The sequence below is a fragment of the Psychrobacter sp. YP14 genome, assembly GCF_003209315.1.
Taxonomy (GTDB): Bacteria; Pseudomonadota; Gammaproteobacteria; order Pseudomonadales; family Moraxellaceae; genus Psychrobacter; species Psychrobacter raelei.
The window spans coordinates 2,040,828-2,057,179 of sequence record NZ_CP029789.1 but is presented as its reverse complement, the minus strand read 5'-3'; the positions used below and the strand labels follow the sequence as shown (position 1 = coordinate 2,057,179).

The window sequence follows — 16,352 nt, the reverse complement described above, 5'->3', positions numbered from 1 at the left end:
AAGCTAATTGGTGAGACGCTAATGAGCACCGCTGTGGTTGATAATGACCCAAAACAGCACAGCCTTGCAGAAAACCTAGCGGACCGGCTCAAGTGAGTGGTTCGCTAGGTTTGCCTTATTAGGTTGTATTGAGCCTATGTCTTAAGGGCTAGCGCTAGGCAGATGTTATTCCTATTGCTCACTTAGATCTAGGCTAATGCAACCCACATTCACCAAGACAATCAGATAAAGATTATTATGACTGAGCCTGTATCTTCAAATCCCCTAAACCCTGATGATTCCCTGACTGTGCCTGCAGTATTGCCCAAGCACATCGCCATTATTATGGATGGTAACAACCGCTATGCAAAAGCGCATGGCATGGCAAAGGGTCAAGGGCATGTGGCGGGCAAAGAGTCTTTAGATCCGCTGGTCGAGTACTGTGTAAAAATCGGTATTGAGGTCTTGACTGTTTTTGCCTTTTCGAGTGAAAACTGGCAGCGTCCGCCCAGTGAAGTGGCATTGTTAATGCGCTTATTGTCGGCTACCATTACCGAACAGATGCCGCGGATGCAAAAGTATAATATTCGTTTAAGATTTATTGGTGATAGAAGTCAATTAAGCGAAGAACTGCAAGCACAAATGGCGGATGCAGAAGCAAAAACGGCTGCTCATGACGCGATGACCTTGGTGATTGCGATTAGTTATGGTGGGCAATGGGACATTGCCAATGCAGCGCGTCAGTTAGCGCAGCAAGTGGCCCAAGGGACATTGGCGGCTGAAGATATCACTGTGGCCACTTTGGGTCAAAAGGTGCAACTGGCTGATGTTCCCGACGTGGATATGCTCATTCGTACGGGTGGCGAGTATCGAATTTCTAACTTCTTATTGTGGCAATCAGCTTATGCCGAACTGTTCTTCACCGACACACTCTGGCCTGATTTTGCTGCCAAAGAGCTCAATAGCATGTTGTTTGAATTCTCCCGCCGTCAGCGCCGCTTTGGTAAGACCAGTGAGCAGGTAGAGGGTAGCGTACAAAGCTCAGCAGATACACATGCTAAGTGATGCTCTGGTGATTTATGTGGTAAAAGTCATGTATCAAAATTAAGGGGACTTATCTAGACTCCTTAAAGCATGATGCAATCATAATTTGAACCCCAATCATAAAATAAAAAAGGTATCTAGTATGTGGACACGCATTAAGACGGCTATCATCTTGGTCATTATTGTGGGTGTCGCAATATTTACTGATCAGCTCAAAGTCTCTGTTCAGCCTTATTTATTTCTAGGGCTTATGGCAGTTGGCGTGACTATTGCTAGCTATGAGTGGACCAAGCTTATGCCTAAGTGGCATGTGCCGGCACTGTTTGTGGTGTTGGTGTTGGCGATAACCATGGCAACTTTGATGTTGCCAAACTCTTGGCCGGCTTGGTGGAGCGCTTCTACTTTGATTTGGCTGATGGCTTTGTCTTGGGTAACTCAGTTTCCAGCCACCACTGGCTGGTATGGTAAGCAGCTATCTATACTGGGCATGGTGCTGTTAACGGCCGCCATTAGCGCCATGTATTATTTATGGCTGCAGTCACCTTGGTGGCTGATGTATGTGTTTTTGCTGGTGTGGTGCGCAGACAGTGGGGCTTATTTTGTGGGCCGTAAACTTGGTAAGCGCAAAATGTCGCCCAATGTCTCTCCAAATAAGAGTATGGAGGGTCTGGCAGGTGGTCTAGCGACAGGCTTCATAGTGGTTATTGCCATCAGCTTCTTTAAGCTGCAATTGACGACCACTCAGCTTGCCTTATTCGTAGGTTTGTCTTTGGTGACCATACTGGCGTCAGTACTGGGTGATTTGTTTGAATCTATGCTCAAGCGCCAAGCTGGGGTGAAAGACTCTGGCAGTATTTTGCCAGGTCATGGCGGCGTATTAGACCGCATTGATTCGCTACTTTCTGCCACCCCCATCTTTGCTTTGGGCTTTTGGGGCCTGCAATACTCAGGCCTGTTGGCGTTTGGCTAATATTTTTATTACCCACCCCATTTATGTGGCCTGTCTTTAAGGCAACTGTTAAGGCTGTTTGAGATCAGCACTGCTTTGAACTCACAGCCTTATTTTTTAGTATTTTATTTCTTCAGACGTATTAAAGGTACCTTATGACCCAACGCATTGCCGTACTCGGGGCAACCGGCTCCATCGGTGACAGCACTTTGTCTATACTAGCGGCTCACCCTGAACATTATCAAGTTTATGCCTTATCCGGTCATGGCCGTTTAGACAAGTTATTTGAATTGTGTCAGCAGTTTCGTCCTAGCCGTGTGGCAGTACCAGAGAATAAGGTAGATGATTTTGCCACACGTTTAGCCGCCGCTCAGATAGCTTGTGAGGTGGTGGGCGGACAAGCTGGCCTTGATGATATTGCGCTAGACCCTCAAGTGGATACGGTGGTTGCGGCCATTGTAGGCGCAGCAGGGCTTGCCTCAACTTTGAGTGCGGCCAAAGCTGGTAAACGGGTGCTACTGGCCAATAAAGAGGCGCTAGTGATGGCCGGCAGCTTGATGATGCAAGCCGTACGCGACAATGGCGCCACCTTATTGCCGCTAGATTCTGAGCACAATGCGATCTTTCAATGTCTGCCACCTCAAATACAACAAAACAATACCGCCATTCACGACGCCAGTCATGGGGTAAAAAAACTGTGGTTGACTGCCTCAGGGGGACCGTTTTTAAATAAAACTTGGGAGCAGATGCAGGCGGCCAGCGTGAGCGAAGCGGTCAAGCACCCCAACTGGTCTATGGGGCAAAAGATATCGGTTGATTCAGCCACTATGATGAATAAAGGGCTTGAGCTGATTGAAGCTTGTCATTTATTTGATTTGGCAGAATCACAAATCAATGTGGTTATCCATCCGCAAAGCATCATTCACTCTTTGGTGGAGTACTGTGATGGCAGCTTCTTAGCACAGATGGGCAGCCCTGATATGCGCACGCCTATTGCCCATGCTCTGGCTTATCCCAATCGCATAAGCGCTGGTGTTGAATCTTTAGATTTATATCAGCTGTCGTCTTTAGAATTTATTAAACCAGATTTGAAAAAATTTGCTTGTCTAAAACTGGCCCGTGAGGCCATGCAGTCAGGGCAGGCGGCCAGCATCACACTTAACGCTGCCAATGAAGTGGCGGTAGAGGCATTTATAAAACAGCAAGTTTCATTAACCGACATTGCATTGATTAATGCTCAGGTATTAGACAAGATGCTTGGCAAAGATAAGTCCGTTGCGGGCCATGCTGATATCAGCGTTCGCCAAATAACTGAGTTAAATGATATTTTGATGATAGATAAAATTGCTCGTGAGCAAGCCCAACTAGAGGTTATGGCATGTCGCAATTAATGACCATGTTATTGTTCTTTTTGGCCTTTGTGGCCATATTAGGGCCACTGGTCGCTCTGCACGAGTGGGGGCACTATATTGTGGCACGTATGTGCGGCGTAAAAGTGCTGACTTACTCTATCGGCTTTGGGCCAAAGCTTGCCAGCTGGACCAGCAAAAAAACCGGTATTAATTATCGTCTCTCAGCACTGCCGTTAGGCGGCTATGTGAAGATGCTAGATGAGCGCGAAGGGGCAGTGGCTGAGCATGAAAAGCACTTGGCCTTTAATAATCAGCATCCGCTAAAAAAGATTGCTATTGTGGCGGCAGGGCCCATGATGAATTTTATCATCGCCATTGCGCTGTTCTCAGTGCTGTTTTTGGTACCAAGCGAGCAGCTTAATACCCGAATAGGCTCAATTTTACCGGACACGCCGGCCGCTACCGTTAACTTGCCCAAAGGCGACAAAATTATTGCCGTTGACGGACACAAGGTTCAAACTTGGGAAGAGATTAATTATCGCTTGGCCGATCGTATGGGTGAAAGCGGTGCCGTGGGGGTTACCTTACAACAAGTCGCGCCAAGCACCGATACCCAGACAGCGGCGCTCTCCTCTGCTGCACGCTCTGAGACGATGCAAGTTGAGATACCCATTAAGAACTTTATGCAGGGCGAAGACTCAGGAAAAGACACGTTAACCAGTCTTGGGGTGATGCCTTGGCAGCCGCACATTGAGCCCATCATCGGTCAATTGACTCAGGATGGTGCCGCCATTCGTCAGGGTATGAAGGTCGGCGATAAGATAGTGGCCATCAATGATCAGCCTATTAATGATTGGCTGGATGCGACCCGTATTATCCGTGCCAATCCAGAAACCTTGCTAAGCTTCAAGGTGCTACGAAAGGATGCGCAAGGACTTGAAAAACCTGTCATGCTTCAAATTATGCCCCAAGGCAAAAAAGCGACCGCCGGTCAGACATATGGTCAAATTGGGGCAGGCGTGAGCCCGGTTGAGATTGTAGTACCCGATGATTATAAAACGATGGTATCCTACGACCCTATCAGTGCAGTAGGTAAAGCCTTTGCTAAGACCGGTCAGCTGGCGACCATGACCTTAAATTCTATGGGTAAAATGATCACAGGTAAGGTGGGACTTGATAATTTATCCGGCCCAATAACCATTGCCGTTATCAGTAAACAAAGCTTTGAAATCAGTTGGGAGCAAGTGCTGGCCAACGCCGGCCTTATCAGCCTAAGCTTGGCTGTGCTAAATCTGCTACCCATTCCGGTATTAGATGGCGGTCACTTATTATATTACTTAATAGAGCTGATTCGAGGTAAGCCGGTGTCAGAAAGAATGCAAATTATTGGCTTTAATATGGGCTTTTTGTTCTTGCTGGCGTTTATGATATTGGCAATTACCAATGACTTTAGTCGTTATTTTTAATCAAAATTACTGGATTTTATTAATTTTATAGCTTTAAATAGTTTGTTATATTGGGTGTTTTGAACTGAATGTTTCATGACAAACTAAAAAAATTACCTTACCTTTAGCACGTTCTTTGAATTACGGATTGTATGTATGCAAACGTCTTTATTTAAAATGTCTCAACTAATAGCAGTCCCTGCCTTTGCAGCAATAATGGCTGTTTCTGCTCAAGCTGCGGATACGGTAATCACCGATATCCAATTTGAGGGCTTACAGCGTTTAACACCTGAAAGCTTATATCCTCTGCTCAATACCAATGTAGGCGACACAATTAGTGACCAAGATTTGGCGCAAAGCATTGAAGCTTTATATGCCACAGGTGACTTTGCTAACATTCAAGCAAAAACAGAAAATGGCCGCTTAACCTATTATGTGGTAGAGCGTCCTATCGTTGCTGAAATTAATTTTGAGGGTAACAAGCTTATCCCAAAACAAGGCTTAGAAGATGGTCTAAAATACGCCGGCATCGCAGTGGGTGAGGTATTAAAGCAGTCCACAGTACAAAACGTAGCCAACGAACTACAGCAGCAGTATATCGGTCAAGGCTATTACAACAGTGATATCGAAGTTGATCAGCAGCTATTAGATGGCAACCGCGTAAAATTGACTGTGCGCTTTATCGAAGGTAAAGCGGCCAAAGTGGTCGATATTAACGTGATTGGTAATAAGTACTTTAGTGATGAAGACATCAAAGATGTGTTTGCGGTAAAAGAGTCCTCATGGACGCGTATGCTGTCGAAATCAGACCGTTATGCCAAAGAAAAGCTGGCAGCAAGCTTAGAGAACCTCAAAGCCATGTATATGAACGAAGGCTTTGTTAACTTTAGCGTAGATAATGCCATTTTAAACATCAATGAAAGCAAAGATAAAGTTTTTATTGAAGTCAGTTTGACAGAAGGTGAGCAGTATAAATTTGGTCAAGCTAACTTTTTAGGTAACCCCACTTACAGCAAAGATCAATTAGACGATAAGATTGCCTTTAAACCCGGAGAGCAGTTTTCACAAGCCAAGCTTGAGCAGTCAACCACAGCCTTAAAGAACTATTATGGCGATGATGGCTACTATTTTGCCCAAATTCGACCCATTACCCGTATTAACGACGAAACAAAAACCGTTGATATTGATTACTTCATTGATCCGGCCCGTCCTGTGTACGTTCGCCGTATTAACTTCAACGGCAATATTAAGACCCAAGATGAAGTGCTGCGCCGTGAAATGCGTCAGTTAGAGGGCAGCTTAGCCTCGAGCGAAAAAATTCAAAGCTCAAGAGTGCGCTTGATGCGTACCGGCTTCTTTAAAGGCGTCAATGTGGATGTCAAACCTGTGCCTAACAGCCCTGATCAAGTGGACGTCAACTTTGTGGTAGAAGAGCAGCCTTCTGGTAGCTCAACCATCGCCGCCGGTTACTCACAAAGTGGCGGTGTGACCTTCCAGCTAGACTTCAGTCAGCGTAACTTTATGGGCACAGGTAACCGAGTAAATGCTGCCTTATCACGCTCACAGACGCGCGACTCATATAGCTTAGGTTTTACTGACCCGTACTTCACTGAGAACGGGGTGTCTCAAGGGGTGAGCGGCTATTATAGAAAGACTAAATATGATGATCGCAACGTCAGTAACTATGTGACAGACTCTTACGGTGGTACGTTAAACTACAGCTATCCTATTGATGAAACCAAGCGCATTAGTGCAGGCTTCAACTATGACAATACGGAAGTTCGTGGTGGCCGCTTTATGGGTATCTCCAATGCCTATGACTTGTTAAAAGAGGGCGGTGAAGCTAAGTCTTATAGTGCCGATAGCGAATCTAATACATCAGGTACCAACTTTAAGAATGACTATAACACCTATAGTTTATTGTTAGGCTGGGACTATAGCACCTTAGATAGACCTGTGTTCCCGACGAAGGGTATGAACCACACCGTGAACCTAGATTTAGGCTTTGGTGATCAAACCTACCAAAAAATCGTCTATAAAGGTAACGTTTACTACCCGCTGGCCAAAGACTTCGTCGCCCGTGGTTATGCAAAACTTGGCTACGGTAACGACTTGCCGTTTTATGAGAACTTCTACGCAGGGGGCTATGGCTCAGTGCGCGGTTATGAGTCTTCAAGCTTAGGTCCACGCTCTCCTTACTTTGCACAAATGGATCGTTATGAGCAAGATTTAGAGACCTTTGGTAAAGGGTATGGCGAAGAGGTGGGTGGTAATGCGCTAGCGACTGTGGGTGCTGAGCTGATTTTACCGATGCCATTTAAGGGCGACTGGGCAGACCAAGTGCGTCCGGTGCTCTTCGTTGAGGGTGGTCAAGTATTTGATACCACTGACAAAGAAGACAAAAAAGTTAAATTTGTGGATGGCAAATTTGAAGAGTCTGCAGATGGCGTACCACTGCTAAGACAAGATAACTCTATGCGTTATAGTGCCGGTGCTGGTGTGACTTGGTACACGCCTATTGGTCCCATCTCTTTAAGCTATGCCAAACCTTTTGGTGATAAAGAGGGCGACAAAACAGAAGAAGTCCAATTCCAGATTGGTAGTACTTTCTAAGCCTGCCTTTATCTGTCATCACTTGCTATTCATAAATTAAAAAGCCATTTCAATTTCACTGATTTGGCTTTTTAGTTTAAAATCACCCTCATTTATTTTACCCGGCCACTTGCTGCTTAAAGATAGCCATAAGGATTGATACTGTCGCTATGAGCCATATAGACTCCATAAGCCCCGCTAAGCCGTCTGTCACACTGGCTGATGTCATTGCTGCCATCACCGTGCGGCAGCCTGTCTTGAACCAGTCGCAGCTAACCGCTGAGCAGTTACAAATAACGCTCACAGGTATCGGCAGCTTAGATGAGGCCAGTACAGCACAGATAAGTTTTTTAAATGACAAAGCCTATGCGTCGGCACTGCCCAGCACACAGGCCGCTGTGGTACTGGTGGCGCAAGACAGTGCCAGTGCGGTGCCAGATCATAGTGTGGCTGTGGTGGTCGCCTCTCCTTATGCGGCCTATGCCAGTATCACGCATCTGTTCGAGCATCAGGCTTTAGATGCGAATGCCGCGACCTTTATTCATCCGACAGCGCAAGTGTCCAGCAGTGCGCTACTGGGTGAGGGCGTGTCTATTGGGCCATTTTGTGTGGTGGGTGAGCAGGTAAAAATTGGCTCAGGTACTCGGCTGCATGCCCAAGTACACATTGAGCCGCACGCCATCATAGGCGATAACTGTGAGCTGTATCCGCAGGTATTTATTGGTCATGATACCCAGATGGGCGATCAAGTTCGCATTCATGCAGGCGCCAGTGTGGGCTCAGAAGGCTTTGGCTTCGCCCCTTTAGGCAATACTGCCGTTCAGGGCTGGGAGCGTATTGTGCAATTAGGACGCGTCGTCATCGGCAACAAAGTACGCATTGGCAGTAACACGTGTATCGACCGTGGGGCTATTGGCGATACCCTCATTGAAGATAATGTCATTATAGATAATTTGGTACAAATTGGTCATAATGTGAAGGTTGGTGCGGGTACTGCCATTGCCGGTAATGCCGGTATTGCTGGTAGCGTTATCATAGGCAAAAGCTGTATGATAGGCGGTGGTGTGGGTATTGCCGGCCACCTACAGATAGCTGATGGCGTGGTATTAACAGGCATGACACTGGTAACAAAATCCATTAAAAAGCCTGGCGTCTACTCTTCAGGCGTGGCTGCTATGCCCGCCATGGATTGGCGCCGTGCTATGGTAAAATTGCGCGCGTTAGGAAAAAAAGATAATTAAATCAATTAAAAAAACATCATTATAATTATATTTTAGGCGAGGATGGCCCATGACAATTAACTGTGACACGATAACCCCAACGGCAGCGGCCACCACTCAAAATGAGTGGCAAATGACTGCAGAAGACCACCAAGCTTTAGCCGACCAAGGGGTCAGCTTACCGCTACGATTCGAGGCGCTAAAACGCTACTTACCACATAGATACCCTTTTATGTTGGTCGATAGAGTCACCGATTGTAGCTCTGGTCAGTGGATAAGCGGCTATAAAAATGTCACTATTAACGAGCCATTTTTTCAAGGGCACTTCCCTGAGCAGCCTATTATGCCTGGGGTATTAATTGTTGAAGCTTTAGCACAAGTCTCTGGTGTCTTGGCGTTTATTAGCCGTGGTATCTCTGCTGCAGATGGTCATTTGTTTTTATTTGCAGGTGTTGATAAAGTGCGATTTAGATGCCCTGTGGTGCCCGGTGACAAGCTGATATTAAAATCTCGGCTATTGACTCAAAAGCGTGATGTGTATAAGTTTGAATGTAAAGCTTATGTTGAGGATACGCTAGCGGCCAGTGCTGAGCTGATGATTATGCGTCAAGACAGTCGCTCAAAATAGGTCTATTTAAGCCCAGCTATAGACCAAATCTCTAAGATAAAACTTTAGATATCGGCGGCTGATAAATTTATTTGCCCTTTTTAACACTTGGCCGCTTTTTGCCCCGCTTAAGCTTTAGTGAGGCGATATGAGGTCCTATAGCTGCGGCTACCCCTTACTTATATTCACTTAAATAACAGGTTGCTTTAATGACACAAATCCATCCCACTGCCATCGTCTCGAGCACAGCGGAGATTCACGAAACAGCTTCGATAGGACCTTACTGTATCGTGGGAGATAATGTCAGTATTGGGGCTGGCACGAAGCTATTGCGTCATGTGGTGGTCACCAAAAACACCCGTATTGGTAAAAATAATGAGATTTTTCAGTTTGCCAGTATCGGTGAAGACTGCCAGGATCTAAAATACAATGGTGAGGAGACTTGGCTTGAGATTGGTGACAACAACTCAATACGTGAAGCTTGTAGCTTCCATAGAGGCACCATTCAAGACAATAGCTTAACTAAGATTGGCAGCAATAATTTATTTATGGTAAATACTCACATTGCCCATGACTGCATCGTTGGTGATGGTAATATTTTGGCCAATAACGTGGGCGTAGCTGGACATGTGCATATTGGTAACAATGTGATTTTGGGTGGCAATGCTGGGGTGCATCAATTTTGTCAAATCGGTGACTACAGCTTAGTGGGTGGCGGTAGCGTTATCCTAAAAGATGTGGCAGCCATGACGTTGGTTTCAGGCAACCCCGCACAAGCGCACGGTTTGAATATCGAAGGCATGCGCCGTAAGGACTGGTCAAAAGAGACCATTAACACCTTGCGTACCGCTTATAAGCTCATCTTTAAATCCGGAAAAACCACCGAAGAGGTGATAGAGGAGCTGACCCAAGACTTCTTACTGCAAGAGCCAAAAGTTCAACTTTTAATTGATTCATTATTAAGCAGTAAGCGGGGAATTATTCGCTAATTTAAATTTAATTTAAGTAAGTAAAATCAAATAGTTTTCAAAGCCATAACCGAAAGTTATGGCTTTTTTGTTTTATAGTCGCTTGACTTTTAAACGCTGATGAAACAGACTACTTTGTAATTAGTTGTAAATACATATTACTAGAAGCCAGTTGGTGTTAACGGGCGTGACAAATGTCTATCACTGAATACTACTAAATTGGCAAAGATTAAGACTAAGCCTTGGATGGCTGGAGAACGAAGATGTCAAACAAACAAAATCATGCCCAGTGGAGCTCGAAAGTGGGCTTTATTATGGCTGCCGTTGGTTCGGCGGTTGGCTTAGGAAATATTTGGAAATTCCCGTATATGGTAGGCGAAAGTGGGGGTTCTGCTTTCGTATTGGCATATTTGTTGTGTATCGCGCTGATAGGTTTTCCTATCTTAGTGGCTGAATGGATGATTGGCCGCCGCGGACAAAAAAACCCGATGGACTCTTTTTCTGATGTGGCCGCAAGCGAAGGCAAAAGCAGAAATTGGGCCATCGTTGGTGTGGTGGGTATTTTAGGTGCCTTTTTAATTCTATCGTTTTATAGTGTGATCGGTGGCTGGGCCTTGAACTATATGGTTAAGCTAGGTTCTGGCACTTTTACTGGCTTAAATGGTGAAGCGGTAGAGGGTGTGTTTAACGGTATGTTGGCCTCTCCTAGCACCTTGACCATTTGGCACACAATATTTATGGGTGTCACTGCAATCATTGTGGCGCTTGGCGTGACCAGTGGTATCGAAAAAGCTTCAAAAATTATGATTCCTATGTTGGCGCTTTTGCTATTCGTCATCGTAGGCTACAACATTATGAATGGTGGTTTTGCAGAAGCGGTAACTTATTTATTCTCACCTGACTTATCTAAGTTGACCGGTCCTGACTCATCAACCATTATCTTATCAGCGTTAGGTCATGCCTTTTTTACCTTATCTTTGGGTATGGGCATCATGGTCACTTATGGCTCTTACTTGGGTAAAAACATCAGCTTATTGAGCATGGCGCGTACTGTGGTTATCTTGGATACCGTGATTGCTCTTGTAGCAGGTTTGGCGATTTTCCCAATTATCTTTAGTCATGGTATGGATCCTGCTGCAGGCCCTGGCCTTATCTTTGTAAGCTTACCGATTGCCTTTGGTAGTATGACAGCAGGTGCACTTTTGGGTACCTTGTTCTTCTTATTGGTGACCTTTGCAGCGCTGACCTCTTCTATTTCATTGATTGAGCCCTCTATTGAGTTCTTAGAAGAGCGTACGTCAATGAGCCGTACGACCTCGGTTATCGTGGCCACTATCGCCATTTGGTTATTGGGTGTGGCGGCATTGTTGTCTTTCAACTTATGGTCAGATGTACTTATCTTCGGCAACAATATCTTTGATTTATTAGATAAGTTGACCAGTAAATTTATGTTGCCATTGGCCGGCTTGGCCGCTATTGTATTTGCCGGCTGGGTCATGAGCCAAGACAGCGTACGTCAAGAGCTGGGGCTTTCAGGCGGTGCTTGGACCTTGTGGCAAATAGTGGCTAAGTTTATTGCGCCAATTGGGGTAATTATTGTCTTTATTAATACTTTGATAAGCTAATGGCAGAATGTCACAATAAACAATTAAACAGTGAATCAAACAAAAACCCCTAGCAATGCTAGGGGTTTTTGTTTGGGATGAAATGTCAATAATCCAGCCAATCTGTAATGTAGTAGGGCTTAGCCTTGCTGCTGAATGATGTTAAGCATACGGCGTAAAGGCTCTGCAGCACCCCACAGTAGTTGGTCGCCAACAGTGAAGGCACCTAGGTACTCAGGTCCCATATTAAGCTTACGTAGACGGCCAAGTGCCACGGTTAATGTACCGGTAACGGCGACAGGCGTCAGACGCTGCATGGTCTGCTCTTTGTCATCTTCTACGAAGTCTAACCATTGATTACCGCTGTTCTTTAATGCCGCTTCAATTTCCTCTAGTGGAATATCTTGTTTTAGCTTAATGGTTAAGCCTTGAGCATGACAACGCATTGAGCCAACACGAACGCATAGGCCATCGATTGGGATAATATCCGCACCTTGGTTGTTTAGAATTTTGTTGGTTTCAACGCCGCCTTTCCATTCTTCACGAGACTGCTTGTTTTCAAGCTGGCTGTCGATATAAGGGATTAAGCTGCCGGCGAGTGGAACTCCAAAGTACTGGGTAGGGAAGCTGTCGCTGCGCTGAGTTTCGGCAATTTTTTTATCAATGGCCAAGATGGCGCTGGCAGGATTGGCCAACTCGTCAGCGACTGAGTCGCGTAATAAGCCCATGCCGCTGATGAGCTCGCGCATGTTGTTGGCACCTGAGCCACTGGCGGCTTGGTAGGTCATGGCTGATACCCACTCCACCCAGCCACGGTTGAATAACTCGCCAATGGCCATCAGCATCAGTGATACTGTACAGTTACCACCGATAAAGTCTTTGGTACCTTGTTGTAGCGCCTCATCGATAACTGAGCGGTTAACCGGATCTAGGATAATGACGCTATCTTGCTCCATGCGTAGGCTGCTGGCGGCATCGACCCAGTAACCTTGCCAACCTGAATCACGCAGTGGGCCATGTACCGCTTTTGTGTAGTCGCCGCCTTGACAAGTGATAATCACGTCACAGCTGCTGAGCGCTTCGATATCATGAGCATCTTTTAGTGTAGCACTGTCTTCGGTGTGCGTGACGCCCTCAAAGCTTGGTGCATCACCACCGGCGTTACTGGTCGAAAAGAAAATGGGGGTGATATTTGCAAAATCATTTTCCTCTACCATACGCTGCATAAGCACAGAACCTACCATGCCACGCCATCCAACAAGACCTACTTTTAATTGACTCATGAAATACCCCTTGTGTATTCGCCTAAAATGATTTATTTAATGAATAACGCTGTGCTCAGATTTGCTCAATAAGCGGCAGAGCTTGGCTACAAAATACAGTAGCCAAGTTACTTGTTTGCCTTTAATTACAAACGAAATAACTTATACGCAACCGATTACATTGCCTTGATATGATATAAAATGCAAGAGCAGCGGCTTAATTTTTATGCTTTTTTTTATCAAGATTGGTTTTGCGCCGCTTAGCTGTTGTATTGGCAGGTGTTTTTAGCCCAATTTGATACAGCGTGATTGTTGATACCTTTGTTTTTGATACCCTTATTGTGAATACCTTGGTTTTTATTCTCTAACTTTCCACCCACTGGATACTTTATGCTCGATATATTACATACTACGTTTCAAATATTGGCAGGTCTGATTATCTTTGCCAGTGCTTGGGGGCTATTGCCGCTGGATAACTGGTGGGTGAGGGGGGTAGATTTTCCTAGGATTCAGTTTTTGGTTATTGGGGTGGTAAGCTTAATAGGCTTGTTGCTACTAACGCCAGACTGGCAGTGGCCTGAGATTGCATTGATAATAGCCTTGGTACTGGCCATAGGCTTTCAGCTGCGTATGGTATTGCCTTATACTCGGCTATGGAAGCAAGAGGTGCTATTGGCTAAGGCGATGGACAATCCGGTACAAGTGAAGCTGATGGTATCTAATGTGCTCACGCCCAACAACAATACCCAAGCGTTGGTAGATTTAGTGAGTCAAAAACAGCCCGATATTTTAATCACCTTAGAGTCAGATAAGAAGTGGGAGCGGGCACTTGAAGCCATTGAGCCTGAGTATCCTTATACGGTAAAGGTGCCGTTAGATAACTTATATGGCATGCATTTGTACTCTAAGCTTGAGCTGATTGACCCTGAAGTGAAGTATCTGCTCATCGACGATATCCCCTCTATTCATACTCAAGTGCGGCTCAGTAATGATGAGGTGATTTGGCTGTATTGTTTGCATCCTATGCCGCCCAGTCCAACTGAGGCCGATAAGTCCACCACGCGAGATGCAGAGTTATTAATAGTGGGCCGTCATATTAAGGCCAATGACCAGACTGCGATTTTGGCGGGAGACTTAAACGATGTGGCTTGGTCAAAAACCACCTTAATGTTCCAGCGTATCTCGGGGCTGTTAGATCCGCGTATCGGGCGCTTTTTTATCAACACCTTTCATGTCAACTATCCGTTTTTGCGCTGGGCCTTAGACCATATTTTTCATAGTCCCTGCTTTACCTTAGTGAATATTGAGCGCTTGCCCTCTATCGGCTCCGATCATTTTCCAGTATTGACCACATTACAATATGAACATTGCGCTCAAGTGGAGCAAGAGCAAAATGCCACCTCTGCCACGCTTAAAGATAAGCAAGAAACCGCAGAGAAAATTGAAGAGGGCAAAAAAGAGGGGGTGCGTTTATCTGAGGAGCATGCCGAGCAGCAAAATGAGGATAATACGGAAGCGGAGATGACGACCACACCACCACCGCAGAGGCCTTAAGCTTGTAAGCAAATGCTTACGCTAAAATGGGCTTTTGCCTGCTATGCAGCCAAGTGAGTTGAGCATACAATGGGCACATCAACACAAGGATGGCACGGATAGCAGTGTTGATTAAATAACTTAACTGTGCTGTTAGAGATTTCAGCAAGTTTTATTGGTTTATTGCCCTGTAAACTCACTAAAACTTCTCATTTAGGTTATTTATTAGACTAAGGAAGAGTCTAAAAAGGAAATAATAATAATAAATCGCGCCCCAAGACCCAAGTCTCTGCCCTAGACTTGGGTTTTTTCTTATCTACCATTTGTAGTCAGCGTTAACTTTAATAAGCATCGGCTTGTTGACTCAACAGACACTCACATTCAAACTAAGTAGCTGTCTACTCTCCTTCTACTATTCTTCTGCTATCCTTGTCATCGTAAGTTTTGCTGCGCCTTTTTTTTCAGCCGCTTTTTTTCAATAAACGTATCACTGTAGCTGAGCTGGTTGGCATCATATAACGTGCTATACACCTCTAAAGTCTCATCAATCATTTGCTGCATGGTGAATTTATCTGTGATAGAGGGGCGCATCACATTCTCTAATTGGCTGCGAATAACTTTACACAGTGCGTAGGCTGTATTTTCTTTGACCAAACCTTGCGGGTATAAAGGACGCAAAATCTCATTAAAAGCGGCTTTGTTCCAGCCCACCACAGGCGTGCCTAAGTGAATGGCTTGTAAGATATTAATACCAATAGATTCAGGTTGATTGGCAAGGCCCAGCACTAAGTTGGCTGCTGCCAGCCACTCACGCATGTCATTGCGTTTAGAGCCAATGAAGGTGAACTTATCTTGAAGCTCTAACGCATTAACCCGCTGTAAAAATTCATCGTGCACCACACCATGACGCGACTCATCATCCATAATAATAATATGAATATTGGGAAAAGCCTCACCCAAATTACCCACCACATCTATCAGCCACTCTTGTCCATACTCTTGCCCTATGATGGTGGGAAACAGTAGCCACTTTTTGTGCTCAAGCTCAGGATATTCAGCAAAAGTGCGGCGTAGCCAGTACACAGAAGGGTTGTAACGGTAAGGAAAGCTGCGGGTATCGACGCCTCGATAGATACGAGTAATAGAGCGGGGTGGGTTTTTGAGTTCTTTAAGTCCCTGCATCAGATAATCACTGACGCTATCAGAGACGGTAATTAAACGGTCGACATTAAGCAGCGCGCGCGAGTAATTATTAAGTGGATAAAAGCCATACATGGTCGCCACAAGCTTAGGTTTTCGCTTAACCTTGGCACCTTTTAATGCCCAATGCAATATCCAAGCCGGCGTGCGTGAATGGATATGAATAATATCCGGCTGATGCTTCTCAATAAGCCTGCGAAGCGGCAGCACTTGGCGTAGCGCCAGCCAAGACTTTTTTTCTAAAGACAGCTGATTATAGATGTTACCATCACGCTCAAGGCGCTTGACCAAATCGTGCTCTTTGTCAGCTGAGGAGATAATAATCGAGGTGTGTCCCCGTTTTACCAAGGCGCGGCCAAGATGAAAAATCCCTCGTTCGGATTCATCGTGCTTTAAAGAAGAGAGCAGGCGCATCACTTTCATAAGGGCAACTGAGTCAGTGGAGTAATTGAACGATTGAGTAAACCATATAGGGTTTTAAGGCTTTTGATTTGAGCCCCTTATATGGTGTTTAGAATATTGGGCATTTATTAACGGTACTAAATCAATAATACCCTAAAAACCGAGTCAAAATAAGTGGCGGACGCAATTGAAAGC

General features: G+C 45.3%; 12 protein-coding genes. 10 read left to right on the top strand and 2 right to left on the bottom strand.

Annotated elements, in window-relative coordinates; translation table 11 throughout:
* Positions 1-237: 237 nt before the first annotated feature.
* From uppS to DLE54_RS08375, 9 genes are all read left to right on the top strand, one after another.
* On the top strand, positions 238-1,044 hold the full coding sequence (gene uppS, locus DLE54_RS08415; protein ID WP_011961017.1) for a polyprenyl diphosphate synthase: 807 nt from the start codon (positions 238-240) through the stop codon (positions 1,042-1,044).
* A gap of 121 nt (positions 1,045-1,165) precedes the next feature.
* Positions 1,166-1,993, top strand: coding sequence for a phosphatidate cytidylyltransferase (locus DLE54_RS08410; RefSeq protein WP_110816854.1), 828 nt, complete (start codon positions 1,166-1,168; stop codon positions 1,991-1,993).
* Positions 1,994-2,127: 134 nt separating this feature from the next.
* On the top strand, positions 2,128-3,363 hold the full coding sequence (gene ispC / locus DLE54_RS08405) for a 1-deoxy-D-xylulose-5-phosphate reductoisomerase (RefSeq protein WP_110816853.1): 1,236 nt from the start codon (positions 2,128-2,130) through the stop codon (positions 3,361-3,363).
* Positions 3,363-4,790, top strand: coding sequence for an RIP metalloprotease RseP (rseP, locus tag DLE54_RS08400; protein ID WP_110817367.1), 1,428 nt, complete (start codon positions 3,363-3,365; stop codon positions 4,788-4,790). The genes ispC and rseP overlap by 1 nt, the downstream gene beginning before the upstream one ends.
* 135 nt (positions 4,791-4,925) lie before the next feature.
* Positions 4,926-7,382, top strand: a complete 2,457-nt coding sequence (gene bamA, locus DLE54_RS08395) for an outer membrane protein assembly factor BamA (protein WP_011961013.1) — start codon at positions 4,926-4,928, stop codon at positions 7,380-7,382.
* Between the two features lie 149 nt (positions 7,383-7,531).
* Positions 7,532-8,602 carry a UDP-3-O-(3-hydroxymyristoyl)glucosamine N-acyltransferase gene (lpxD, locus tag DLE54_RS08390; protein WP_110816852.1) on the top strand — a complete coding sequence of 357 codons (1,071 nt, stop codon included), beginning with the start codon at positions 7,532-7,534 and terminating at the stop codon, positions 8,600-8,602.
* Positions 8,603-8,714: 112 nt separating this feature from the next.
* Positions 8,715-9,209: a 3-hydroxyacyl-ACP dehydratase FabZ gene (fabZ, locus tag DLE54_RS08385; RefSeq protein ID WP_041773760.1), complete on the top strand. Its 495-nt coding sequence runs from the start codon at positions 8,715-8,717 to the stop codon at positions 9,207-9,209.
* A gap of 188 nt (positions 9,210-9,397) precedes the next feature.
* Complete coding sequence (lpxA, locus tag DLE54_RS08380; protein WP_110816851.1) at positions 9,398-10,177, top strand: acyl-ACP--UDP-N-acetylglucosamine O-acyltransferase; 780 nt, start codon at positions 9,398-9,400, stop codon at positions 10,175-10,177.
* 242 nt (positions 10,178-10,419) lie between these two features.
* Positions 10,420-11,781, top strand: coding sequence for a sodium-dependent transporter (locus DLE54_RS08375; protein WP_110816850.1), 1,362 nt, complete (start codon positions 10,420-10,422; stop codon positions 11,779-11,781).
* 119 nt (positions 11,782-11,900) lie between these two features.
* Here the strand turns inward: DLE54_RS08375 and asd are convergent, their stop codons facing one another.
* Positions 11,901-13,043 (bottom strand): aspartate-semialdehyde dehydrogenase, encoded by a 1,143-nt coding sequence (gene asd, locus DLE54_RS08370; protein ID WP_011961008.1) that lies wholly within the window; start codon positions 13,041-13,043, stop codon positions 11,901-11,903.
* Between the two features lie 369 nt (positions 13,044-13,412).
* Here asd and DLE54_RS08365 point away from each other — a divergent pair, with 369 nt between their 5' ends.
* Positions 13,413-14,576 (top strand): endonuclease/exonuclease/phosphatase family protein, encoded by a 1,164-nt coding sequence (locus DLE54_RS08365; protein WP_110816849.1) that lies wholly within the window; start codon positions 13,413-13,415, stop codon positions 14,574-14,576.
* A 411-nt stretch (positions 14,577-14,987) separates the two neighbouring features.
* On the opposite strand, the gene DLE54_RS08360 is transcribed toward DLE54_RS08365, so the two are convergent.
* Positions 14,988-16,178: a glycosyltransferase gene (locus tag DLE54_RS08360; protein ID WP_011961006.1), complete on the bottom strand. Its 1,191-nt coding sequence runs from the start codon at positions 16,176-16,178 to the stop codon at positions 14,988-14,990.
* Positions 16,179-16,352 lie beyond the last annotated feature (174 nt).

What these genes read in the sequence shown, in the direction of transcription:
- fabZ (WP_041773760.1), top strand. Translation starts at nt 8,715, where the DNA reads ATGACTGCAGAAGACCACCAAGCTTTAGCCGACCAAGGGGTCAGCTTA.
- bamA (WP_011961013.1), top strand. Translation starts at nt 4,926, where the DNA reads ATGCAAACGTCTTTATTTAAAATGTCTCAACTAATAGCAGTCCCTGCC.
- DLE54_RS08360 (WP_011961006.1), bottom strand. Translation starts at nt 16,178, where the DNA reads ATGAAAGTGATGCGCCTGCTCTCTTCTTTAAAGCACGATGAATCCGAA.
- asd (WP_011961008.1), bottom strand. Translation starts at nt 13,043, where the DNA reads ATGAGTCAATTAAAAGTAGGTCTTGTTGGATGGCGTGGCATGGTAGGT.
- DLE54_RS08410 (WP_110816854.1), top strand. Translation starts at nt 1,166, where the DNA reads ATGTGGACACGCATTAAGACGGCTATCATCTTGGTCATTATTGTGGGT.
- DLE54_RS08375 (WP_110816850.1), top strand. Translation starts at nt 10,420, where the DNA reads ATGTCAAACAAACAAAATCATGCCCAGTGGAGCTCGAAAGTGGGCTTT.
- rseP (WP_110817367.1), top strand. Translation starts at nt 3,363, where the DNA reads ATGACCATGTTATTGTTCTTTTTGGCCTTTGTGGCCATATTAGGGCCA.
- ispC (WP_110816853.1), top strand. Translation starts at nt 2,128, where the DNA reads ATGACCCAACGCATTGCCGTACTCGGGGCAACCGGCTCCATCGGTGAC.
- lpxA (WP_110816851.1), top strand. Translation starts at nt 9,398, where the DNA reads ATGACACAAATCCATCCCACTGCCATCGTCTCGAGCACAGCGGAGATT.
- lpxD (WP_110816852.1), top strand. Translation starts at nt 7,532, where the DNA reads ATGAGCCATATAGACTCCATAAGCCCCGCTAAGCCGTCTGTCACACTG.
- DLE54_RS08365 (WP_110816849.1), top strand. Translation starts at nt 13,413, where the DNA reads ATGCTCGATATATTACATACTACGTTTCAAATATTGGCAGGTCTGATT.
- uppS (WP_011961017.1), top strand. Translation starts at nt 238, where the DNA reads ATGACTGAGCCTGTATCTTCAAATCCCCTAAACCCTGATGATTCCCTG.